Genomic DNA, 22,232 nt, shown 5'->3' on the forward strand with positions numbered 1-22,232 from the left:
CCCGACGGCCATACCCCACAGCGCGGCGGCTAATCCGGCTCAGCTGGCCAGCACCTGCGGCGAGAGCGTCTTGAGCATCGCGTTCGTCCACTTCAACTGGCGCAACGTCTCCGGATGGCACCGTCGGGTGAGTTCCACCAACTCGCTGTCCTTGACCGCCTGCGCCCCCTGCGCCAGCAGCTCCCAGTCCAGCGACACGCCCGCCGCCATGCGGTGCAGCTGACGCAGGTCGGCCAGCAGCAGCACGCCCGGCACGGCTTGCCGGCCGGTCAACACGCTGAACGCCGTCCGCAGCGGTTCGAGCAGGCCCGAGCTGCGCGGCATCTCCTCGCCGACCTTGACCCCGTACCGCCGGCCGGCCACCGCCAGGTCCCGGATGTGATCCGCCGACCACGCCGCCAGGTCCTTGGCCACGTAATGGATCTCGTGCTCGACGTGATGCCGGTCCGCGGCCTTCAGCAGCGCCCTCGCCAGGGACTTCTCCGACCGGTGCAGCTCCCGGATGGCCAGTCCGATCTTCATCGCCGACCTCCCGGCACGGTGGTGGCGTCGTGTTCCTCGACGCGGGCGGCAGGACCGCCATGGGTCTCCGGCACGGCGGGCGCGGTGGGCGTGGGCGGTGGCGCATCCGCCGGCCCGGTGTCCGCGGCCGGGATCCCGGTCGCAGCCGGTGCCGACGCCGCCGTTGTCGGCGCGGGCGCCGGCCCCTCCCCCGCCTTCACCCGTTCCACCGCTGCCGCCGTCGTCTTGAAGATCGGCTGCTTGGACACCGGATCCCAGTCCGTCGGCGTGAGCTCGTTGGCGGCCCGGTCGTGGTTCGGATCGTCGGTGTCCCAGTAGCCGTAGTGGAACGGCAGGAACACCACGCCGTCCCGGACGGCCGACACCCGCAGCGCGACGCGGACGGCGCCACGGGCGGTCCGCACCTCCACCAGGTCGCCCTCGGCGGCCCCGATGCGCTCGGCGTCGTGCGCGGACATCTCCAGCCACGGCTCCGGCGCGGCGTCCCGCAGCTGCGGGGCGCGGCCGGTCTTGGTGCGGGTGTGGAAGTGGTAGACGGTCCGGCCGGTGATCAGCATGAACGGGTGGTCCCGGTCGGGTTTCTCGTGCAACTCCACGTACTGCGCGGCCTTCAGCATCGCCTTGCCGTCCGGATTGGTGGCGCGGTACTCCACCGGCTCGGTCGGCGCGCCGGTCACCAGGTCGCGGCCGTAGCTCTCGCAGTAGTCGGGCTTGGCGAAGAACTTGCCGTCGGCGTAGAGGCGGTCGGCGCCGTCGGGGTGGTCCTCGTTGCACGGCCACCGCACGCCGCTCACCTCGCGCAGCTTGGCGTAGCTGAGCCCGCTGTAGTCGCACGGCCGGCCGGCGGACGCCCGTTTCCACGCCTCGAAGGCCGACTCGGCGTCGTTCCAGGGCGGGAACGGCTGGTCGTCGCGGTCGCGGAAGTCCATGCGGCGGGCGTACTCCAGCCAGATGTCGAGATCCGGCCGGGCCTGGCCGGGCGGCTCGACGGCCTTCTCGTTCAGGTGCACGGTGCGGTCGGCGTTGGTCGACACGCCGGTCTTCTCACCCCAGATCGCCGCCGGCAGCACGACATCGGCCAATTCCGTGGTCTCGGTGGGGAAAGCGTCCTGCACGACGAGGAACAGCCGCTCCTGACTCAGGATCGAGCGCACACGCCGCAGTTCGGGCAGCGACACCGCGGGATTGGTCGCCGAGACCCACAGCATGCCCAAGGTGCCGTTCTCGGCATAGCGCAACATCTGCATCAGGTGCGTCGGCGGCGCGAAGTGCGGGATCTGGGTGACGTCCAGGTTCCACAGCCCCGCCAGCTCGGCGACGTGGTCGTCGTTGGCCCAGTTGCGGAAGCCGGTTAGGTCGCCGTCCGCGCCGCACTCACGGGTGTTCTCCGCGGTCGGCTGGCCGTTCATCTGCAGCACGCCGGCGCCCGGCCGGCCGAGCATTCCCCGCAGCAGCACCAGGTTGTTGACCTGCACCGCCGCCGCGGTGGCCTGGTGGGACTGGTAGAAGCCCTGAAGAACAGTACACAGTAGACGCTCGGCCTGGCCGACAATCCTGGCAGCCGCCCGGATCTGGTCGGCCGGCACGTCGCAGACCTCGGCCGCCCGCTCCGGCGGGTAGTCGGCCACCAGCCTGGCGAAGTCGTCGTAGCCGACGGTGTGGTTGTCGACGTAGTCGTGGTCGATCCGGTCGTTGGCGATGAGCTCGTGCAGAACGCCGTTCATCAGCGCGACATTGGTGCCGGGCAGCGGCGCCAGGTGCAGCGTGGCGGCCTTGGCCACGGGCGTCTCGCGCGGGTCCACGCACAGCAGCGCCGGCGGGTTCGGGCCGGCCAGCCGGTCGAGGATCCGGTCCCACAGCACGACCTGCGTCTCGGCCGCGTTGTGGCCGAACAGCGCGATCACGTCGGCGTGGTCGATGTCGTCGTAGCAGGCCGGTTGCCCGTCGCAACCGAAGGATTCCTTCAGCGCCGCCGCGGCCGTCGCCGTGCACAGCCGGGTGTTGCCGTCGAGGTGGTTGGTGCCGATGGCCCCGTGCGCGATGGCCGACAGCGTGTAGTACTCCTCCGCGAACAGCTGGCCGCTGGTGTAGAAACCGATCGAACCCGGCCCCGAGCTGTCGAGAAGTTCCTTGCTGCGCTTGACGATCAGCGCCATCGCCTCGTCCCAGGTGGACTCGACCAGCCGGCCGTCACGACGGATCAGCGGGGCGGTGAGCCGATCCGGGCTGTGGTTGGCCTGCCAGCCGAACAGGTCCTTGGGATCGAGCCGGCCGCGGTTGACGTGGTCGTCGGCACGGCCGCGGACGCCGACGATGCGGCCGTCCTTCACGGCGAGGTCCATGCCGTCGCCGTTGGAGTGCAGGACTGCGGCCGCGCGCACCCAGGAATCCACGTCCTCCTCGGCCACGCCCTCGGCGAGGTGGCTGTCGACGCGGACCGGCCAGGGCGTGCCGGGTCCGTACGGAGTTCGGGCGCCCCAGGGATCGGCGATGCCGTCGCGCACCATCGCGGGCCTCCTCGTCGTCGATTGACGACGAGTACCCACGCTCCGTTCGGGTTACACCGCTCGGTCAGGTGGCGGAGTCAACGCGCACACCGGTCAGCTTGAGCGCCTCGATCACGTGCGCCGGGGTGTGCAGGTCGGTGCGTACCACCACCGTGACGCCGTGGTCACGGGCGTGGTCGTCCAACGCCATCAGGCTCCGGTGGTCCATGAAGTCCACCCGGGACGCGTCGAGCACCACCCGGCCCGCGCTGGGATGCGGCTCCGCCCGGCGCAGCGCCAGTGGGAACAGCTCGGCGCTCAGAATGTCCAGGTCGCCGGCCAGTTCCGCGGAGCAGTCGGCCGACCCGTACAGCCGGAACGGCGTCGCGTCCTCGGTCGTGTTGGGATGCATGCAGGCCAGCTGCGCCACCGCCCGCTTGCCCAGCTCGACCCGGTCGTAGCCGCACAGCGCGGCGAAGGGCCGCACGGTCATGTAGCGGTCGACGAGGTGCTCGTAGCGGGCGAACGCGTCGTGCTGGGCCGGCTGCCGCACCATGGTGGTCACGTCCGCGGCGACCCGCAGCCCGGAGAAGCCGTCGGCCAGCGCCTGTTCGGTGGCCGAAGCGTACGTCGCGACCTGCGCAGCCGGTTCGACCACGGCGTCCGGGCGATATGTGTCCCGGACCGCCGCCACGCACGCCGCGCCCCGCCGCAGCGCCGCGTCCATCCCGTCGACCTCGCGCAGGTCCGCCGCGAGGGCGTCCGCCGTGTCGTCGCCGATGTAGCAAACACGTTGGCCGAGGGCCAATCCCTCGATGAGGAAGTCGCGGGCATGGCTGCGGAACTCGGCATCGTCGTCGTAGCTCCAGCAGACATGGTCGTGAAGCCCGAGGCCGAGCGCGTTGTCAACTGTTCCGCTGGCCCGCACCACACCAGTAGCCTACGCCGATCATCATGGGCACGCAGCACTCACCGGCACGTAACCCCCGCCGGGACGATCTGAGTTTGCTGGATGACATCGTTGATTGTCAACGCCGCGATGACGCCGGCGAGAGCGAGGGCGGCGACACACGTGGCGACGGTGAGGTAGAGCTCGGTCTCGCGGGGCCACTGCAGCCGGAACCGGCGGCCGGCGGCGCGCCGGTGTCGGCCGCCACCGTGCAGATCGCGGCGATCAGCGGCACCACGATCGAGGCCGCCACCGCCAGCGCGAACCGGAGGCCGGGCTCCTCCGACACGCAGTCCGACAGCCGGTGGCGGCCAGCCACGCCGATCACCTCGCATCCGACACTCCTTGCACTACGGTGGTGTCGATCCCTCAGCAGTGCAACCGACGGTAGCGGTCATGTCAACTGTGGTGGAAGCCCTCCCACAGCAGTACAATCGACCGGGTGAGAAGCGGCGAGTTCGCCACGGTGCTGGACGACCTGTGCGCGACCCGGTCCAATGTGGCGCTGGCGGCCGAGATCACCCGCAGGGGTGGCGACATCGGCCACGGCTACATCGCACAGCTACGCAAGGGCCGCAAGGACAATCCGACCCGCAGGACCATCGAGGACCTCGCGGGCGCGCTCGGCGTGCACCCGGCCTGCTTCGTCGGCGGACGTCGGGAACTACGCCCCGGGGAACGCCCGTCGTGGCGCGGGCACGCGATCCGGCAGCTGTTCGAAACAGCGGACCGGCCGCAGTCGCCGGAAGAGGTGGCGGCGGCGATCGGGTCGATCTCCGGCAGCTACCTGCGCGAGCTGCTGACCGGCGCCAGTGACAATCCGAGGTTGCGTCACATTCATGGGCTCGCCCAGCATTTCGGCGTGCCCGCCGCGTATTTCTTCGACGACGACCTGGCCCGGCGGGTCGACGAGGAACGGACCGATCTGGAGGCGATGCGTGACCTGGGGGTCATCGAGTTCGCCACCCGGCTCAGCGAGCGGGCGCCACACCTGAGCGCCAGGACGCGGGCGGCCGCGATCCGCGCCGTGACACAGGCACTGCGGACCAAGGAAGGCGAGCGATGGAGTTTCGACTCCCCCACCGTCGACGAGGACGGCGCCAGTTAGTCGACGCCGTGGTCGCCGAGCTCGCCGTCCCGCCGGACGCCTCGCACCAGGCCACGGCCCGTCGGGTGTGCGAGGTCATCCGCGACCGTCTCGGCGGCCGGCTCGAGGTGTGCTTCACGCCGATGACCGACGCCGGCCTGAGCGGGCTGACCCTGGCCCTCGCCGACGGCAGCTACCTCATCGTGTGCGCGGATTCGCCGCGGTGGTACCACCGGCTGCAGATCCTGCTGCACGAGCTCGCCCACATCGTGCTCGAGCACGAGCGAACTCCGTGCGCTCGCAGCGGTTTCGCCGATCCCGTCGAGCGTGACGCCGAGGAGTTCGCGGACGCGCTGCTCGCGGCGCTGACCGAGCGGCGGCCGCGCCGGGGCGACGAGGTGGGCTGGTGACCGCCGCCCTGAACGCCGGCTACGTGGTGCTTTCCGTGCTGGGCACGATGACCCTGCTGTTCCGGATTCCGGCCGTCGGCGACCGGCGGTGGCAGCCGCGGGCGTGGACGGCGTACGCGTTGATCAACTGCGGCACGGTGCTGTCGACCTCCGTCGGGCCACTGGCCGGCTCCGCCGACCGACCGTTGCCGCCCGACGCGATCCGGGTGATCGTCTGCACCGCCGGCGTGTCGGCGATCGTCGCCGGCGTGACGCTGTTCGTTCGGTCGATGTCGCCATGGCTGCGACGACTGCTCGGTTGTTACGACATTTCCGTTGTGGCCGCCAATATTCTCGTCGCGACGCTGGTGATGTCGATCCCGGGTCGGTGTCCCTGGTGGATGGCGCCAATCTACGTGCTGCCGCCCGTGGTCGGCGCCGTCGTGCTGGTCCACCGCTGCCTTCGCGTCGCCGTGCGAGGCCGCTTGGACGTCGTGGCGTGCGTGGTCGGCGCGCTGGCCGTGGCGCTGCTGATCTACCAGTTCGGACACCACCGCACCGGGACGACCTTCCTGCCCACCACTGCACTGGTCGCACTGGTCGCCCGCCTGCCGGCCGGCGTCGATGTCGCGCTTCGGGCCTGGCGGTGGGCCACCATGTGGCGGGTGTTCGGCCGGCTGCGCCCGCTCCACCGCCTCGTCGACCCCGCCACAGTGTTGGTCCGCCGCGGAAAGCGGTTCGATCCCCATCACCGCGTACGCCGTGCGTTGCTCGAACTCGGCGAGTGGCGTTGGGCCCTGACCTCGCGCTTCGACCCCGCCGTCGCCGCCCGCGCCGAACGCCGGGCCCGCCGCGCCGGCCTCACCGGCACGGCGCTTCTCGCCGCCGTCGAGGCCGCGCAGCTCAAGGCCGCCGCACGAAGCGAGCGCCGGCACGCCGCCCACCCCGCCCCGACCGCTGACGGCATCGGCGTCGTCGATGAATGCACGTGGTGGACCGCGGTCGCCCGCGCCTACCGAGCCCGGATGCAACTCGACTGAAAACGTTTACAGTCAAGTGTGAACACACCCCCTCTGAGCACGGCCGAGCGGGGTTGGAAGGCGCTTTCCGCATTGACGCTTTCCGTTGCCCTCACTAGCTTCGCCTCCGATTCCCGGCCGAACCCGGTTCAGCCACATGAACATTTGGGGTGCACATGTCTCTGAAACGCTATGCGGCCGCCCTGTGCGGCGCCGTCTGCGGGGTGACGATGATGGTCGCTCCCGCGGCATCGGCGCAGACGCCGGCCGCGACCTGGATCGAATACTCGCCGAGCTTCAAGGTGCAGCAGGAGGGTTGCGGCAAGGTCAGCGACCTGACGTTCCAGCTGACCTGTTCGAAGTCCGGGGCGTCGCACGACCGCGCGGAGCGCCGCTACGTCGACTACACCTCCGGAGCGCACAAGTTCGAGGGCACTTTCAAGATCACCAGTCAGGGCGGCTCGCGGATCAGTCTCAAGCAGACGTTCCACGGCACGCAGGGCCCGTACTTCCTGCTGGCCGTGGAGAACGGTGGCCGGCTGTACTCGGTGGAGAACCAGAAGACCATCGCCACCGGCGCCACCATCGGGACGCCCGTCACCGTCGACACGGTGCACACCGCCGGCAAGACGATCCAGGTGTACATCAACGGGGCGTTGAAGTACACCGAGTCCAGCCCCGGTGGCACGTTCTACGACAAGTTCGGCGCCTATCGCACGGCCAGCGGCAAGGGACCGATCACGGTCCAGTGGAGCGACATCCACTTCTGGCACCAGTGATCGCTCGCGCCGGTCCTCGCGCGGGGACCGGCGCTCCCCGCGCAGCGAGGTGACCACGATGATCAAGCGGCTGCTGGCGACCGCCCTCCTGCTCGCGGCGTTGACCGCCTGCGGCACAACACCTTCCGCCGCGGGAGTCCGCCTCGACGCCGCTCTCGTCACGCCCGTGGACGTCACACTGACATGGCACGACGACGGGCCCGCACCCGCCGGACACGTGGTGGAATACGCGACGCACCAGGACGGTCCGTACACCACCTTGGGCTTCGTGCCCCCGGCCCAGACCAGCTACCGGCACCAGAACCTCATGCCCAACACCACGTTCTACTACCGCGTGCGGCCGTACTACGGTCCCGCTTCCGACACCGTCGACGTCACGCTGCCGCCCGGCGCCTACGACGACGAGGCCCACGCCGACGACCAGGCCTGGGCCGCGCCGAGCACCGAACCGGGCCGAAACCAGGCCACGCAACCGATCCGGCGGCCCGCCACCGCGACCTCGGGCGCTCCCACCAATCTGGCCGCGACCGTGATGAACGACAACGGCATCCGGCTCACCTGGGTCGACCACGCGCGGGACGAGGACGGGTACCTGATGGAGATCAAGGCCGCCGGCGCCGAGGACTTCCAGGTGGTGCAGGTGATGGATCCGCGGGTGAACTCCTGTGGCGTCGTCACTCTGCCGGACGAGAAGCGGGCCACGTATCGGGTGCGCGCCTTCTACTACGGCGGTCCGTCCACCGTCGCCCACGCGACGACCGGTGATGCGCCGGCCGGTCCGGGGTGACGGGCGCGAGCCAGCCACTCGCCGATCGGTCCGGCGTGACGAGCCCGAATCCGCCACTCGAACGCCCGCACCGCGCCCTCAGTCGGCTCGCTCCGGCGGCGGCGTGCGGATCGTGCGGATCTCGGGTCTGCCGTCGCCACGGGTCCGATCGGTCCCCTCGTGCCATCGGCCGGCGGCCCTGCGGGTGAGCGTCGTGAGCCAGCGGAACACGGCCGAATCGGAGGCAACCGCCCGTCCGGGTTGCGCGGTCGGGCTCTCGTCGGTGGGCAGCATGCGGTCGACCAGGGTCAGCGCACGGGTGGTCAGCTCGGGCAGCAGCCCGTGGACGCGGGCGGCCACCTGCGCCGCCGGCGTGAGGATGATCTCCGGCCGCCCGCGGAGCCCGGCGCGCACGATGGCCCGGGCGGCGCGTTCGGCGTCCATGGTCAGGAACGGCAGGCTGTCGGCGATGGTGAACCACGCGTGCTCGGCGGTCTTGTTCCCCTTGAACAGGGCATTGTCGGGCGAGCCGGTCCGCATCAGCCCGGGAACGGCGGTGGTGACGCTGATGCCGTACTTGGCCAGTTCCACGCACAGCCCCTCGGAGAAGCCGACGGCGGCGTGCTTGGCGGCGGCGTAGGGCAGCAGGTGCGGGGCCGGCACCTTGCCGCCCAGCGACGTCACCGTGATGATCCGGCCCCGGCCGGCGCGGCGCATCACCGGCACGGCCGCGAGCACGGGATACGCCACGCCCCAGTACATCGTGCCCATCGCCATGGTGAAGTCGTCGACGTCCATCGCGGCCACTGGACCGACCTGGATGGTGCCGGCATTGGTGACGAGGACGTCCAGGCGGTTGAAGTCGGCCACCGCCCGCGCGACCAGCGCGTCGGCGTCCGCGCGCACCGAGACGTCCGCGACGACGGCACTGACGGTGGCTCCCTCCCGTCGCAGCGCCTCACCGGCGGCGGTGATGCCCTCCGCCGACCGGGCGCACACCACCAGGTCGAAGCCCTGCCGGGCGAGTTCACGGGCGAGCAGGTAACCGAGGCCCCGGCTGGCCCCGGTCACCACCGCCACCGGCCGCCCGTTCACCGGCGGAACCAGCGCTTGCGCCTGCCGTCCCGGCTCGGCACGGCGATCGACCGGTGGCGGCGGGCCAGGTGGGCCACGCTGCCCACGGACATCAGCAGCAGCTCCTGGTCGGCCGTCGGGCGGCCGTCGGCCATCGCCTGCTCGGCACGGGCCAGCGTCTCCAGCTCGTCCAGCCGTCGTCCGACGGCATCCGGTATTGCAGCGGGGATCTCGTGCACGCTCATGGTCACGCCTCCGGCCGCTCGGGAATCAGGGCGGCAGTACCCGTCCGGAACCGGCTCAATCCGAGTGTCACTCGAACGGACCACGGCCAATCCGCGCCACGAGGTTTGTTCCCGCCCCGAGCAGGTAGCCCGGGCCGGCAGTCGACCACGGCGTGAGGAGCGGCAATGGCGGCCACGATCGAGCAGACACCGGTGCGGCTGGCGCCGGCGATGCGCGCGCCCAAGGGATCCGTGCTGCTCAGCCTGTTCCGCACGACCGATCACAAGCAGATCGGGGTCATGTACCTGACCACGTCGTTCTTCTTCTTCGTGGCCGGTGGCGCGATGGCCCTGCTGATGCGCACCGAACTGGCCCGGCCGGGGCTGCAGTTCCTGTCCCAGGAGCAGTACAACCAGCTGTTCACCATGCACGGCACGATCATGCTGCTGCTCTATGCCACCCCGAACCTGTTCGGCTTCGCCAACTTCATCCTGCCGCTGCAGATCGGCTCGCCGGACGTCGCCTTCCCGCGGCTGAACGCGTTCGCCTACTGGGCCTACCTGTTCGGCGGCCTGATCGTGCTGGGGAGTTTCATCACCCCCGGCGGGGCGGCCGACTTCGGCTGGTTCGCCTACACGCCGCTGTCGGACGTCATCCGCTCCCCCGGCATCGGCGCGGACCTGTGGATCACCGGCCTGATCCTGTCCGGCCTCGGCACCATCCTCGGCGGCGTCAACATGATCACGACCGTTGTCTGCCTGCGCTGCCCGGGCATGGTCATGTTCCGGATGCCGATCTTCACGTGGAACATCCTGATCACCTCGATCATGGTGGTGATGGTCTTCCCGCTGCTGACCGCGGCCCTGTTCGGCCTGCTGGCCGACCGGCAGCTCGGGGCGCACGTGTTCGACCCGCACAACGGCGGCTCGATCCTCTGGCAGCACCTGTTCTGGTTCTTCGGCCATCCCGAGGTCTACATCGTCGCGCTGCCCTACTTCGGCATCATCTCCGAGGTCCTCCCCGTGTTCAGCCGAAAACCGGTGTTCGGCTACAAGGGGCTGGTGTTCGCCACGCTCGCCATCGCCGCGCTGTCGCTGACCGTGTGGGCGCACCACATGTTCGCCACCGGCGCGGTGCTGCTGCCGTTCTTCTCGTTCATGACCTTCCTCATCGCCGTGCCGACCGGGGTGAAGTTCTTCAACTGGATCGGCACCATGTGGCGAGGGCAGCTCACCTTCGAGACGCCGATGCTGTGGAGCCTGGGCTTCCTGCTCACCTTCCTGCTCGGCGGCCTCACCGGCATCCTGCTCGCGGCGCCGCCGATCGACTTCCACGTCACCGACAGCTACTTCGTGGTGGCCCACTTCCACTACGTGCTGTTCGGCACCATCGTGTTCGCCACGTTCGCCGGCATCTACTTCTGGTTCCCCAAGATCACCGGGCGGATGCTCGACGAACCGTTGGGCAAGCTGCACTTCTGGACCACGTTCATCGGCTTCCACACGACATTCCTGGTGCAGCACTGGCTCGGCGCGGAAGGAATGCCCCGCCGCTACGCCGACTACCTCGGCAGCGACGGCTTCACCACGCTGAACACGGTCTCCACCATCGGCGCGTACATCCTGGGCGCCTCCACACTGCCGTTCATCTGGAACGTCTTCCGGAGCTACCGCTACGGCGAACGGGTGGAGGTGGACGACCCCTGGGGCTTCGGCAATTCCCTCGAATGGGCCACCACCTGCCCGCCGCCCCGGCACAACTTCACCTCGCTGCCGCGGATCCGCTCCGAGCGTCCCGCGTTCGAACTGCACTATCCGCACATGATCGACCGGCTGCGCGACGAGGCCCACGTGACGCCGACCGCCGCGCCGTCGGAAGTCGGCGCGGCGGCCGTGCAGTCCGACACCGGCTCGGACCAGGGCGATCCGAAAAAGAAGTGAGGCGTAGTGCAGGACAGTGCGGGTAGTCGGCGGGACCGACGAAGAATCGAGGCGCTCCCATGAGCAGCAAACAGCCACTCGCCCCGTCGCGGAATCTGGCCAGCACGCTGGCCCTGGTCGTCGGCGCGGTGTTCCTGCTGGTCGGCATCCTGGGCTTCATCCCGGGCGTGACGACCGACTACGACATGATGGGCTTCGCCGGTCACGACTCGATGGCGAAGCTGTTCGGACTGTTCCAGGTCTCCGTGCTGCACAACATCGTCCACCTGGTGTTCGGCGTGGCCGGCATCGCGCTGGCCCGCACCGCCCGCACGGCGGCGGCCTATCTGGTGGTCGGCGGCGTGATCTACCTGGTGCTGTGGATCTACGGCCTGGTCATCGACCAGCAGAGCCGGGCCAACTTCGTGCCGCTGAACACCCCCGACAACTGGCTGCACTTCGGGCTCGGGATCGGCATGATCGCGCTCGGGCTGCTCGCGTACCGCGCGGTCCGCGCCGGCACGGCCACGGGCGTCGACGACCTTGGTGGGAGGAAGGCGTGAGCACGACTTCCGACGAGGAACTGGACGTCATCGAGTTGCTCCTGCGACAGCACCGGGAGATCAAGGGGCTGTTCAGCAAGGTGGAGATGTCCACCGGCGACCAGCGCCGGCAGGCGTTCGAGCGGCTGGTGCACCTGCTGGCCGTGCACGAGACGGCCGAGGAGGAGGTCGTCCACCCGGCGGCCCGGGAGGCGGGCGTCGACCAGGTCGTGCGGGCCAGGCTGCGGGAGGAGCACGACGCCAAGGAAGTGCTGCAGCAGTTGGACAAGCTCGGGCCCGACGCCGAGCACTTCATGGAGGCCTTCCGCCAGCTGCGCCAGGACGTGGCCGAGCATGCCGAGCACGAGGAGCGCGAGGAGTTCCCGGCGCTGCGCGCCCGGCACGACCGGGACCGGCTCAAGACGATGGCGGCGGCGGTCCGGGCGGCGGAGGCCATCGCGCCGACGCATCCGCATCCCGGCGTGGAGAGCGGCACCGCGAATGTTGTCGTCGGCACGCCGACGGCGCTCGTGGACCGGGTCCGCGACGCGATCCGCAAGGTGATGGGCCGCAGCACGACCGGCACGTCCGAATGACCGGTGAGGGGCGCCGCCCGATCGGCGCCCCTCACCCTTGCACCACCAATAGCATGTTCAGGCCGCAGATGACCGCCGCCACCAGGGTTCCCAGGACCACGGTCGGGCGGCGGTTCACCGTCTTCCCCATCACGTCCGGTCGGCTGGTCAGCACCACCAACGGAACCAGCGCGAACGGCAGGCCGAAGGACAGCACGACCTGACTGATCACCAGCGCCGTCGTCGGGTCCACACCCGTGCACAGCAACACCAGTGCCGGGGCCATCGTCACGAGCCGGCGCACGGCGGTCGGGATCTTGGCGCCGAGGAAACCGGTCATCACCATCTCCCCCGACCGCGTGCCGACGCAGGCCGAGGCAAGGCCGGCAATGAGCAACGCCAGCGCGAACACCAGGCCGACCGTCGGTCCCAGCGCGCTGGCCAGGCCGGCCCGGATCTCGTCGATGGTCTCGAAGGCGCCGCCCCGACCGTGCAACGCGGCGGCGGCGATCATCAGCATCGCCAGGTTCGCCACGCCGGCGATACCCAGCGCCACCAAGATGTCACCGCGGATGCTCCGTAGGGTGCGACGGCCATCCCCGCCGCTGGTCAGTCCGGAGTGGAGATACACGGCGTGCGGCATCACCGTCGCGCCAACGATTCCGCACGCGAGCAGGACGCCGTCCCCGTCGCCGATGCTGGGCACCAGACCGCCGAACGCCTCGCTGCTGACGCCGGCGCGGCCGATCTGCCACAGGAACGCCAGCACGACCGCCATCAGCAACACCGCGATCGTCACCGTGAACCGACGCCGCCCGGCCGGCGCGGCCGCCAGCACCACACAGGTGCCGACGGCGGTCGCCAGGCCCGCCGCCGGCATCGGCATGCCGAACAGCAGGTGCAGGGCCAGCGCCGCGCCGACGAACTCGGCCAGATCCGTTGCCATCACGACGATTTCCGCCTGCGCCCACATCAGCCACACCACCGGCCGCGGCCACCGCTCCCGGCACAGCTCGGGCAGGCTCCGCCCCGTGGCCAGGCCCAACTTCGCCGACAGGTACTGCACGAACATCGCCACGACGTTGGCCAGGCCGATCACCCACAGCAGCTGGTAGCCGTGCCGTGCGCCGGCCGCCATGTTGGTGGCGAAGTTGCCCGGGTCGATGTAGGCGACGGCGACCACGAACGCCGGCCCGACCAGGGTCCAGCCGGGGCGGACGGCCTTGGCCCGGGCGGTCGCGACCGGCGCCGAGCCGACCGGGGAGCCGGTCGGCTCGGCGCCGACGAGGATGTCGGTCATGGCCTACTGCGCCGCCGTCGGGCCGGTGGCGAACAGCAGCGGGTCGGGCGGCGGGGCCAGGCCGGGCTCGCCCAGCGGCTGGGGCTGGGTGATGACCCCGAACTCGTGCCGGCCGTCGGGGGTCGGCCCGGCGGCCCACCGGCCGTTCTGGCTCTCCGTGCCGTCGGACAGGTGCCACAGCGTGGCGGCGTGCTCGGTGACCTCGACCTCGTGCAGCGAATCCTCAACGGTGTCGGCGAGCCCGTCCTCCCGCAGCTGCTCGATGCCGGCCAGCCACTGGTTCTGGTGGGCGGTGTCGCGGGCCAGGTTGAACTGCAGCATCGCCTTCACGCCGGCGTCGTCGGTCATGCCGTACAGGCGAGCGGTCTGCAGCCGGCTCTGCGCCTCGGCCGCGACGTTGGCGTAGAAGTCGGCCAGCAGGTTGCCGCTGGCCATCACGTAGCGGCCGTTCCACGGGTAGCCGTTGCTGTCCGCGGGCAGCGCCGCGCCGCCGCCGATGATGGCCTGCTGCGGGTCCATGCCGCCGATCACGGCCGCGAGCACCGGGTCCTCGCCCACCGCCTCGGCGGTGACCTGGGCCGGCGCGCCTTCGAGCAGCCGGGCCACCATGGTGGCCAGCATCTCGACGTGGCCGATCTCCTCGGTGGCGATGTCCATGATCATGTCTTTGTACTTGCCGGGCATCCGGCAGTTGAAGCCCTGGAACAGGTACTGCATCGTCACGGTGATCTCGCCGGCCGCGCCGCCGACCAGTTCCTGCAGCCGCCGCGCGTACACCGGGTCCGGCCGCTCCGGCTTGGCCTCGAACTGCAGTTTGCCGGTGTGGAAGAACATCCGGTTCTCCTCTCGATGATTCGATGACCGGACGCTAGGCAGCGGCTGTCACCCGGGTGTCACCGAGCGCGGCCCCACCGGCGACCGCGGTCACCCCTCGTCACGGGACGACCACGTCGAATGCCGGCAACACGATTACTTCCGCGCCGGCCGGGCACCTCGGGTGGACTCCGATCGCCGTGACGGATTTGTCGAGGTGCTTCGATGGGTGAGGAACAAGTCGTGCTGCGCTTGCTGGGGGGCTTCTCGCTCAGCGTGGCCGGCCGGCAGGTCGCGCTCGCGCCCAATGCGGAGCGGTTGCTGGCCTATCTGGCGTTGGAACAGCGCTGGATCACGCGTGCGGCGATGGCCGCGGCGCTGTGGCCCGACGCATCCGAGCGCCGGGCCTCGGGCAACCTGCGCTCGACGCTGTGGCGGATCGCCCGTGTGGCCGGCCAGGCGATCGTGGTGCGCCGAACGCACGACCTGCACCTGCACAACGGAGTGCAGGTCGACTTCGTCCGGGCCAGTCACCAGGCCGACAACGTGGAGAGCCTGGCGACGGCGGACGCGCTCGTGGCGGATCTCCTGCCGGGCTGGCCGGACGACTGGGTGGCCGTGCACCGGGAGTGCTTCCGCCAGCTCCGCCTCAGCGCCCTGGAATCCCTGTGCGCGCACCGCCGCGACCATGGCCGGCTGCGCGAGGCGCTGACCGCCGGCCTGACCGCTGTCGCGGCCGATCCGTTGCGGGAAAGCGCGTACCGGGAGCTGGTCGCCGTGCACCTGGCCGACGGCAACGTCGCGGAAGCCTTGCGCCAGTACCACTTCTACCGGCAGTTGCTGGGCAGCCAGCTCGGTTTGGTGCCGTCACGGGTGATGTGCGACCTGGTCGCGCCGCTGCTCGGCCCGAGATGACCTCACGCCGTGGCGATGGCGAACAGGCCGGCCACCCCCAGCGCGTACAACACCAGGACCGCCAGTGAGTCGACGCCCATGCCGGCGATGCGCCGGGTCGGCCGGAACAGCAGGCCGGCCGCGTACACCAGAGTGAGCAGGATGCCGAGTGTGGTGAGGTAGATGTCGGTGTTCTGCGCCTGCGGCAGCACCGACTGGCCCGACAGCAGCGTAGCCAGCAGGAACAGGACGGGCAGGAAGGCGTTGCCGCCGAAGATGTCGCTGACGGCGAGCTGGTAGTCGCCATTGCGCACGGAGGTCAGGCCGGTCGAGATCTCCGGTAGCGAGGTGGCGGCGGCGAGCACCGTCGCGCCGAACAGGACGCCCGAAAGTCCGATGTGGTCGGCTATGGCGTCGCCGCTGCGCTCCAGCGCCACGCCGGCGACGAGCGTGATCACGGCGGCGACGCCGAAGATGACGGCTGCCTTGGCGGTGCTGGTTCCCTTGTCGGTGGCCTGCTGCTCCACGTGCTTGCGGCGATGCCCCCGCGGGCGGTCCTGGCCGTCGGGCGCCTGCCCGGACTCCTGCCACGGCAGGGATGTGCCGGCGCGGTGCAGGAGCAGCAGCCCCACCACCCACAGCACGGTGATGAGCACCGGCCCCGGCGTCAGGCGGAACGCGATGAGGTCGGACGGGAGCTGTGTGCCGGCCACGACCACCGCCAGCACCGCGATCACGAGCATGCCTTCCAACACCAGCACGAGCGACGCGGCCCGGTAGGTGAGCGGCCGCCCGCCGCGCACGCCGGCCACGTCCAGCACGACCAGGACCACGGTCTGGATGGCGATGCCGCCGAGGATGTTGCCGACGGCCACGCCGAGGTTGCCCGACACCGCCGCGGTGGCGACGATGGCCAGCTCCGGCAGGTTCGTGGCCACCGCCAGCAGGATGAGTCCGCCCAGCGCCGATCCGAGGTGCAATCGGGTGGACAGCACGTCGGTCTGGTTGGACAGCTGCACACCGGCGATCCAGATGGCGGCGGCGGCCACGGCGAAGATGGCCAGCAGCACCGGCAGCGGCAGTCCAGACATCCACGGCCTCCGTTCGTCCCAGTGTAAGCAACCCAGTGCGAGTAACCGGAACCTCGTGCGCTCAACCCGGGTGTCGTCCGATTCACGGCTGGGTATCCGCCCGTCACCACCCGGTTCGTGAACAGGAGCGCGACATGAACGCGAAGGATCAGGCCGCGGAGCTGCGAGAGCAGGCCGAGCGCACCCGTGAGGCGCTGGGCGAGACGGTGCAGCAGCTGTCCGACAAGCTCGACGTGCAGGCACGGGCCAGCGAGGGGATGCAGAAGGTCGGGGCCAAGGCCCAGCAGGTGGCCGCGACCGCGGCCGGCAAGGCCCAGCAGGCGACTGCCCAGGTCAAGGACACCGCGGTGCACACACTCGACGAGGCCGAGCGCAAGATCGACGACCTGCCCGAGGCCGTCCGGCAGCCCGCGCACCGCACGATGGACGTGGTCCGCCAGCGGCCCGGCATGGTGCTGCTGGGGCTGGCCGGGCTGATCGTGCTGCTGCGGCTGCTGCTGCGCCGGTCCCACGACTGACTTCTCGAACAGGGTTTCGACCAGCGCCCGGTCGGGCACTCCCGGCGCGTCGAACCGATGCGTGTGGGAGGTGCGCGATGAGCGAGCCCGAGTTGAACCCGGAGAAGCCCGTCGAGCAGTGGACGACCGGCGAGGAGCCGATGACCGGCCCGCAGGCCTCGTACCTGGGCACGTTGGCCCAGGAGGCCGGGGAGGAGCCGCCGCCGGAGAACCTGACCAAGGCGGAGGCCTCGCGCCGGATCGACGAGTTGCAGCAGCGCACCGGGCGAGGCTGACCTCACCGGATCGTCGGCAGACGCAAGAACACCGCGGACCGCTCCGAGCGGGCCGCGGTGTGGCGTTCGATGACCAGCCACAGCACACCGATCACGGCCAGCACCGCGAGACCGCCCCAGCTCAACACCGTGAACAGGTTGACCTGCAACGGTGTCGGCCGGGGCTGGTAGCCCTGCTCCAGCAGTTCGAACTGCCTCGGCGTGCCGGTCAGCAGCAGCGTGAGCGCGAGGGCGATGCCGTGCATGGCGTCCCACAGCGCGTGCAGCAGGGAAACACCCAGGTACGACAGCAGCAGGCGGCGGGTGAACGCGAAGTGCCGATGGTCGCTGGCCGAGAACAGCACACCGCCCAGGATCGCCGTCCACAGGCCGTGACCGACCGGCGCGAGCAGGCCTCGGAGAATCTCCGTCTGGACCAGGTCCATCAGCGACAGCCCCTGCTCGGTGAACAATGCCGTGAAGGCGTAGCCCGCCGACTCGAAGGCCGCGAAGCCGAAGCCGACCGCGGCGCCGAGGATCATGCCGTCGAGGGCGTACTTGCGGGTCAGGCGACGGGTCAGCACGGCGAGGGCGGCGAGCTTGACGGCTTCCTCGACGAGGCCGACACCGATGAACAGGCCGGCCGACGGGTGCAGCAGGTACGTCTCCAGCAGAGATGCGCCGAGCACACCGAGCACACCGCCGGTGATGAAGGTGGTCAGCAGCAGTTCGGCGGTGACCTCACCGCTGTGACGGTGCCCGAAGGCCCAGGCGACGAACGTGACAGGGACGAGGAAGCTGCCCAGCAGCACCAGGGTCGGCACCAGATTGGGATTTCCGGTCAGGAACGTCACCACGACCGTGAGCAGCCACAGCACCAACCCGGTGCCCAGGATGCGAAGCCAGGCTCGGCGGCCCCGCACAGGGGTGGGATCAGCAGCGCGCATACCCGGGGTGTACCCGAGTCCGGCGCGGTGATGCCGACTAGGAATCGCTGTCGGGATTGGGTTTCGCGGGGTCCAGCACGATGTGCCGGACCCCGCGTTCCCGGGCCACGCGGCGGCCGAAGGCGACCGCGTCGCCCCGGTCCGCGCTGATCCGCGAGGCCCTGCTGTTGCCCTCCACCCGCGTCTTCCAGACGCCGTCCTCGTTGTAGGTGATCACATCTCCGTCGGACACCGCTTCCCCTACGCCATCTTGACTTCGAGTCGGCTGCCACGTACCCGGCTGTCCAACCGCTGCTGCGGCGCGGTGGCGGGCCCGTGGGCCGGCCGGCCGTCGTCGAGCCGGAAAACGCTGCCGTGCCAGGGACACTGGACACAGTCGACGCCGTCGACCTCCGTCAGCTCCCCCTCGGACAGTGGGCCGGACATGTGGCTGCACTGGTCGTGGAGCACCGCGAAGTCCTCGCCCCGCCGCACCACGAGCACCGGGATGTCCCCCGCCATCCGGCGCGTCGGCTTCGACTCGGCGAACTGCTCGACATAGCCGAGATCACACCAGTCGGCCGGGCCGACCCGCGAGGCGTGCTCGGAATGGTTGGCGCCGACCGCCCGGCGGAACGCGAGATCGCCGCCGAGGGTGGCCCCGGCCATGCTGAACGTCAGGCCCGCCATCGCCGACAGGACGCCACCACGCCGCCGGCCCTTGGCCCGCAGCGCCAGCGAGGCGACGTAGCAGACCAGGGCGGCCGAGTTGGCCGCGGCGTGCACGACGCCGACCCGCCGGTGGTCCTGCTGGCTGTCCGCGTAGTCGGCCAGTCCCGCCGCGGCCGCCGGAACGCTGCTGAGCACACCGAGTCCGATCAGGCGGGCGGCGTCCCGGGAGTTGCCGCCGATGTCGAGCACGGCCGCGCTGGCGAAACAGCCGATGGGCACCTGCACCAGCGCGGGGTGCAGCGGGTGGCCGAGGAACACGCCGTGCAGCAGATCCTTCACCACACCCGGGCGCAGGACCGCGTGCACACCCCGGCGCAACGCGTCGCCCACGGCGTCCAGTCGTTCGTCGTCGGCGATCCGGTCGAAGACACGAGGCTGCTCCATGCTGCCGGCATGCCCAGAACTGGGGCGGATAAACAAAGGTTGACCCAGTCCTCGGGCGGGTACCAGAGCGCCGTGCGAGGCAACGGACGATGACGTCACGGAACCAGCGGCTGCGGGTCGCGATCGTGGGCTGCGGGCCGCGCGGACTGGCCGTGCTGGAACGGCTCCTGGTCCGGCTGCGCCGCCGCCCGGGCGGCCAAGAGGTCGTGATCTGGGCTCTGGACCCGGTTGAGCACGGCTCCGGCCAGGTGTGGCGGAGCGACCAGCCCGAGTGGTACGCGACCAACGCCACCGCCGCCGAACTGACGGCGCAGTCCCTCGATTCGCCGGGCACACCGCGGTCGTTCGCCGAGTGGGCCGGGCACGACGCCGACTCCGCCCGGCAGACGTACCCCAGCCGGGCGAAATACGGCCGCTACCTGAGGGAGACCTTCGCCCGGCTGTGCGCGTCCGCCCCGCCCGGCGTGCGGGTGTTCCCGTTGACCGGCACCGCGACGGCACTGCGCCGTGTGGACGGTCAACTGCACCTCACCGTCGACAATGGACATCCTGATCTCGTTGTGGACAAGGTTGTCCTGGCCACCGGCCACAGTGGTCTGGAGCCCGACGACGAGGAGCTCCGGCTGATGAACCATGGCCGCTACATCCGCGGTGGCATGGCCGCGACGATGCCGTTGGACGACATCGAACCGGACAGCACGGTCGCGATCCGCGGCCTGGGCCTGACGTTCTACGACGTCACCCGCGCGCTGTCGGTGGGTCGAGGTGGCCGCTTCGTCCGGCTGGCCGGTGAATTGCGCTATGTGCCCAGCGGCTTGGAGCCGCGGATGGTCGCCGGGTCGCGCAGCGGCCTGCCCTTCCTCGCCCGCGCCGAGCTGACCGAGCCCGCCGAGCTCGCTCCGCGCCCGGTCATCCTCACCGAGGACAAGCTGGCCGAGCTGCGCGCGGCCGCCGCCGACCGCCGTGGTAGCGCGAAGCTGGACTTCGCCGCCGAGGTGGAGCCGCTGGTCCGGGCCGAGCTCGAGTACGCGTACTACCGCTGCATCGTGCGCCAGCGGCACGGCGACGAGGCGGCCGCCGCCTTCAGCCTCGACGCGCTGGCCGACTTCGACCTGGACGACGTGCCGCCCTTCGACGTCGGCAAGCTGGCCGCTCCCTTCGCCGACCAGGGGTTCGGCGGCCCGGACGAGTTCCGGTCCCGGCTGCTCGGCGTTTTGCGCGAGGACGTGGCCAGGGCCTCGGCCGGGTCGACCATCGACCCCGTCAAGGCGGCGCTGGAGGTGATGCGCTCGCTGCGCCCGGCCATGCCGGACGTGGTGGACTTCGACGGCCTGCTGCCGGACTCGCAGCGGGATTTCCTGACGCGCTGGGCGCCGATGAGCTTCCTGCTGTCGGCCGGGCCGCCCGTGGCGCACGTCGAGCAGCTGGCGGCGTTGATCGAGGCCGGCGTGGTGGACGTCGTCGGCCCCGACGCGCGGTTCTCGGCCGGCGACTCGGGCCTGTTCGTGACGGAATCGCCCGCGGTGGCCGGTTCCCGGCGGTTGGCCGACGTCCTGCTGGACGCCCGGGCGCCGGGTGCGGACCTGCGCCGCGACACCAACCCGCTGCTGCGCCAACTGCTGGCCGACGGCATGATCAGCGAGCACGTCAACGCGGACCCGGCCACCGGGCGGCGGTTCGCCAGCGGCGGCCTGGCCGTCACCAGGTCCCCCTTCCACGTGGTCGACGCCCGGGGCGTGCCCGACCGCGACATCCACGCCATCGGGGTCGTCACCCAGAACACCCGCTGGTTCACGCAGGTCGGCACCGGCCGGCCGGGACAGGACAGCCCGTTCCGCCGCGACGCCGACGCGATCGCCGGCGCCGTGCTGGCCGGGGAGGTGCGATCGTGGCCGATTCCGGCTTGACCTTCGGCGTCGAGGAGGAGTTCCTCGTCGTCGACGCCACCGGCCGCCCCGTGCCGGCGGGCCGCTCCGTGCTGGGCGGCTCCGGCGGCGAGACCGACGAGCTCCAGCACGAGATGATCGCCTGCCAGGTGGAGTCGGCGACGCCGGTTTGCACCGGCGTGGGCGAGCTCCTCGGCCATCTGTGCCGGCTGCGCGAGACGCTGTCGGCGTCCGCCCGCGAGCGGGACCTCCGGCTCATCGCCAGCGGCACGCCGCCGCTGCCGGAGGCCACTCCCCCGCCGCTGACGTCCGAACGCCGCTACCACCAGATCGCCAGCCACTTCCGCAGCCTGCTCAAGTCGGCCAACGTCTGCGGTTGCCACGTGCACGTCGGCGTGCCCGACCGGGAGACCGGGCTGCACGTGCTCAACCACCTGCGGCCGTGGCTGCCGGTGCTGCTGGCGGTCAGCGCGAACTCCCCGTTCAACGACGGCGCCGACACGGGCTACGCCAGCTGGCGGCACATGCAGATGTCGAACTGGCCCTCCGCCGGGCCGCCGCCGTATCTGCGGTCGCTGGACGAGTACGACTCCACGCTGGACACGATGACTCGCTCCGGGGCGTTGCTGGATCCGGCGATGGCGTACTGGGACATCCGGCTCTCGCCGACGTACCCCACGGTGGAGATCCGCGTCTGCGACGTCACCATCACCGCGCAGGAGGCCGCGCTGATCGCCGTCCTGGTGCGCGGATTGGTCGCCCTGGCGCTGCTCACCGACGACGACGCGCCCGAGGTGGCGCAGGAGGTCATCCGAGCGGACCTATGGCTCTCCGCGCGGGACGGGCTCCGTGGGCGCTGCGCCGCCCCCAGCGGCAGCCCGCCCGAGTTCCACGCCCTCGACCGGCTGGTCGCGGAGGTTCGCCCGGTGTTGGACGACGAGGACCAGGACTTCGTCGAGCGGGTGACCCGTCAGCTCGGCCGGGTCGGTGCCGGCGCGTCACGGCAACTCGCCGCTTTCGCCCGCGCCGGCAAACCCGAGGACGTCGTCACGATGCTCGCCGAAGCCACGGTCCCCTGTGACGCGCCGGCGTGTCCGTGAGC

25 protein-coding genes are annotated in these 22,232 nt (G+C 70.8%); 13 read left to right on the forward strand and 12 right to left on the reverse strand.

The genetic code is table 11. The features are described from left to right. Positions 1 to 39: 39 nt before the first annotated feature. From BJ998_RS41215 to BJ998_RS41230, 4 genes are all read right to left on the reverse strand, one after another. Positions 40 to 522 carry a hypothetical protein gene (locus BJ998_RS41215; RefSeq protein WP_184869555.1) on the reverse strand — a complete coding sequence of 161 codons (483 nt, stop codon included), beginning with the start codon at positions 520 to 522 and terminating at the stop codon, positions 40 to 42. After that, positions 519 to 3,029, reverse strand: coding sequence for a molybdopterin oxidoreductase family protein (locus BJ998_RS41220; protein ID WP_184869556.1), 2,511 nt, complete (start codon positions 3,027 to 3,029; stop codon positions 519 to 521). Before BJ998_RS41220 ends, BJ998_RS41215 begins: the two co-directional genes overlap by 4 nt. Before the next feature lie 64 nt (positions 3,030 to 3,093). Beyond that, on the reverse strand, positions 3,094 to 3,939 hold the full coding sequence (locus BJ998_RS49450; protein WP_312890636.1) for an MEDS and STAS domain-containing protein: 846 nt from the start codon (positions 3,937 to 3,939) through the stop codon (positions 3,094 to 3,096). Positions 3,940 to 4,036: 97 nt separating this feature from the next. Further along, a complete protein-coding gene (locus BJ998_RS41230) occupies positions 4,037 to 4,276 on the reverse strand; it encodes a hypothetical protein (protein WP_184869557.1) in 240 nt (79 codons plus the stop codon). 123 nt (positions 4,277 to 4,399) lie between these two features. Here BJ998_RS41230 and BJ998_RS41235 point away from each other — a divergent pair, with 123 nt between their 5' ends. The 5 genes from BJ998_RS41235 to BJ998_RS41255 all read left to right on the forward strand — a co-directional run bounded on the left by BJ998_RS41235 (position 4,400) and on the right by BJ998_RS41255 (position 8,018). Then, positions 4,400 to 5,065: a helix-turn-helix domain-containing protein gene (locus tag BJ998_RS41235; RefSeq protein WP_184869558.1), complete on the forward strand. Its 666-nt coding sequence runs from the start codon at positions 4,400 to 4,402 to the stop codon at positions 5,063 to 5,065. 8 nt (positions 5,066 to 5,073) lie between these two features. Continuing rightward, positions 5,074 to 5,454 carry an ImmA/IrrE family metallo-endopeptidase gene (locus BJ998_RS41240; protein ID WP_184869559.1) on the forward strand — a complete coding sequence of 127 codons (381 nt, stop codon included), beginning with the start codon at positions 5,074 to 5,076 and terminating at the stop codon, positions 5,452 to 5,454. Beyond that, positions 5,451 to 6,473, forward strand: coding sequence for a DUF6545 domain-containing protein (locus BJ998_RS41245; RefSeq protein ID WP_184869560.1), 1,023 nt, complete (start codon positions 5,451 to 5,453; stop codon positions 6,471 to 6,473). The genes BJ998_RS41240 and BJ998_RS41245 overlap by 4 nt, the downstream gene beginning before the upstream one ends. 155 nt (positions 6,474 to 6,628) lie before the next feature. Next, complete coding sequence (locus BJ998_RS41250; protein ID WP_184869561.1) at positions 6,629 to 7,231, forward strand: hypothetical protein; 603 nt, start codon at positions 6,629 to 6,631, stop codon at positions 7,229 to 7,231. A gap of 58 nt (positions 7,232 to 7,289) precedes the next feature. Continuing rightward, a complete protein-coding gene (locus BJ998_RS41255; RefSeq protein ID WP_184869562.1) occupies positions 7,290 to 8,018 on the forward strand; it encodes a fibronectin type III domain-containing protein in 729 nt (242 codons plus the stop codon). A 78-nt stretch (positions 8,019 to 8,096) separates the two neighbouring features. On the opposite strand, the gene BJ998_RS41260 is transcribed toward BJ998_RS41255, so the two are convergent. Both BJ998_RS41260 and BJ998_RS41265 read right to left on the reverse strand, forming a co-directional pair. Next, on the reverse strand, positions 8,097 to 9,092 hold the full coding sequence (locus tag BJ998_RS41260; protein WP_184869563.1) for an SDR family NAD(P)-dependent oxidoreductase: 996 nt from the start codon (positions 9,090 to 9,092) through the stop codon (positions 8,097 to 8,099). Continuing rightward, the gene (locus BJ998_RS41265; RefSeq protein WP_184869564.1) at positions 9,089 to 9,316 is read right to left on the reverse strand and encodes a hypothetical protein; all 228 of its coding nucleotides are present in this window, start codon (positions 9,314 to 9,316) and stop codon (positions 9,089 to 9,091) included. Before BJ998_RS41265 ends, BJ998_RS41260 begins: the two co-directional genes overlap by 4 nt. A gap of 165 nt (positions 9,317 to 9,481) precedes the next feature. On the opposite strand from BJ998_RS41265, the gene ctaD reads away from it, so the two are divergent. Genes ctaD through BJ998_RS41280 form a run of 3 tightly spaced genes read left to right on the forward strand, consistent with a single transcriptional unit; the run spans position 9,482 to position 12,353 of the window. Further along, positions 9,482 to 11,236 carry an aa3-type cytochrome oxidase subunit I gene (gene ctaD, locus BJ998_RS41270; protein ID WP_184869565.1) on the forward strand — a complete coding sequence of 585 codons (1,755 nt, stop codon included), beginning with the start codon at positions 9,482 to 9,484 and terminating at the stop codon, positions 11,234 to 11,236. Positions 11,237 to 11,295: 59 nt separating this feature from the next. Continuing rightward, the gene (locus tag BJ998_RS41275) at positions 11,296 to 11,778 is read left to right on the forward strand and encodes a DUF4383 domain-containing protein (protein ID WP_184869566.1); all 483 of its coding nucleotides are present in this window, start codon (positions 11,296 to 11,298) and stop codon (positions 11,776 to 11,778) included. After that, positions 11,775 to 12,353 (forward strand): hemerythrin domain-containing protein, encoded by a 579-nt coding sequence (locus tag BJ998_RS41280; RefSeq protein WP_184869567.1) that lies wholly within the window; start codon positions 11,775 to 11,777, stop codon positions 12,351 to 12,353. The genes BJ998_RS41275 and BJ998_RS41280 overlap by 4 nt, the downstream gene beginning before the upstream one ends. A gap of 31 nt (positions 12,354 to 12,384) precedes the next feature. Here BJ998_RS41280 and BJ998_RS41285 read toward each other — a convergent pair whose 3' ends face one another. Then, the gene (locus tag BJ998_RS41285) at positions 12,385 to 13,632 is read right to left on the reverse strand and encodes an Nramp family divalent metal transporter (RefSeq protein ID WP_184869568.1); all 1,248 of its coding nucleotides are present in this window, start codon (positions 13,630 to 13,632) and stop codon (positions 12,385 to 12,387) included. A 3-nt stretch (positions 13,633 to 13,635) separates the two neighbouring features. Continuing rightward, positions 13,636 to 14,466 carry a manganese catalase gene (locus BJ998_RS41290; RefSeq protein WP_184869569.1) on the reverse strand — a complete coding sequence of 277 codons (831 nt, stop codon included), beginning with the start codon at positions 14,464 to 14,466 and terminating at the stop codon, positions 13,636 to 13,638. A 204-nt stretch (positions 14,467 to 14,670) separates the two neighbouring features. Between BJ998_RS41290 and BJ998_RS41295 the strand changes: the two genes are divergently transcribed. Beyond that, positions 14,671 to 15,360: an AfsR/SARP family transcriptional regulator gene (locus BJ998_RS41295; protein ID WP_184869570.1), complete on the forward strand. Its 690-nt coding sequence runs from the start codon at positions 14,671 to 14,673 to the stop codon at positions 15,358 to 15,360. A gap of 2 nt (positions 15,361 to 15,362) precedes the next feature. On the opposite strand, the gene BJ998_RS41300 is transcribed toward BJ998_RS41295, so the two are convergent. Further along, positions 15,363 to 16,430, reverse strand: a complete 1,068-nt coding sequence (locus BJ998_RS41300; RefSeq protein ID WP_184869571.1) for a sodium:calcium antiporter — start codon at positions 16,428 to 16,430, stop codon at positions 15,363 to 15,365. A 134-nt stretch (positions 16,431 to 16,564) separates the two neighbouring features. Here BJ998_RS41300 and BJ998_RS41305 point away from each other — a divergent pair, with 134 nt between their 5' ends. After that, entirely contained in the window at positions 16,565 to 16,948 is a 384-nt protein-coding gene (locus BJ998_RS41305) for a DUF3618 domain-containing protein (RefSeq protein WP_184869572.1), read from the forward strand. 77 nt (positions 16,949 to 17,025) lie between these two features. Beyond that, a complete protein-coding gene (locus BJ998_RS41310; protein WP_184869573.1) occupies positions 17,026 to 17,223 on the forward strand; it encodes a DUF3072 domain-containing protein in 198 nt (65 codons plus the stop codon). Between the two features lie 2 nt (positions 17,224 to 17,225). Here BJ998_RS41310 and BJ998_RS41315 read toward each other — a convergent pair whose 3' ends face one another. From BJ998_RS41315 to BJ998_RS48235, 3 genes are read right to left on the reverse strand one after another with little or no spacing between them, the layout of a single operon-like run. Then, positions 17,226 to 18,149, reverse strand: coding sequence for a PrsW family intramembrane metalloprotease (locus BJ998_RS41315; protein WP_184869574.1), 924 nt, complete (start codon positions 18,147 to 18,149; stop codon positions 17,226 to 17,228). A 37-nt stretch (positions 18,150 to 18,186) separates the two neighbouring features. Then, positions 18,187 to 18,381 (reverse strand): DUF2188 domain-containing protein, encoded by a 195-nt coding sequence (locus BJ998_RS48230; protein WP_184869575.1) that lies wholly within the window; start codon positions 18,379 to 18,381, stop codon positions 18,187 to 18,189. A gap of 8 nt (positions 18,382 to 18,389) precedes the next feature. Beyond that, positions 18,390 to 19,244: a Rieske (2Fe-2S) protein gene (locus BJ998_RS48235; protein ID WP_184869576.1), complete on the reverse strand. Its 855-nt coding sequence runs from the start codon at positions 19,242 to 19,244 to the stop codon at positions 18,390 to 18,392. Between the two features lie 89 nt (positions 19,245 to 19,333). Here BJ998_RS48235 and BJ998_RS41330 point away from each other — a divergent pair, with 89 nt between their 5' ends. Both BJ998_RS41330 and BJ998_RS41335 read left to right on the forward strand, forming a co-directional pair. Beyond that, positions 19,334 to 21,151 (forward strand): FAD/NAD(P)-binding protein, encoded by a 1,818-nt coding sequence (locus BJ998_RS41330; RefSeq protein WP_184869577.1) that lies wholly within the window; start codon positions 19,334 to 19,336, stop codon positions 21,149 to 21,151. Beyond that, positions 21,133 to 22,230, forward strand: a complete 1,098-nt coding sequence (locus BJ998_RS41335; RefSeq protein WP_184869578.1) for a carboxylate-amine ligase — start codon at positions 21,133 to 21,135, stop codon at positions 22,228 to 22,230. Before BJ998_RS41330 ends, BJ998_RS41335 begins: the two co-directional genes overlap by 19 nt. Positions 22,231 to 22,232: the final 2 nt, after the last annotated feature.

The organism is Kutzneria kofuensis (assembly GCF_014203355.1).
Taxonomy (GTDB): domain Bacteria; phylum Actinomycetota; class Actinomycetes; order Mycobacteriales; family Pseudonocardiaceae; genus Kutzneria; species Kutzneria kofuensis.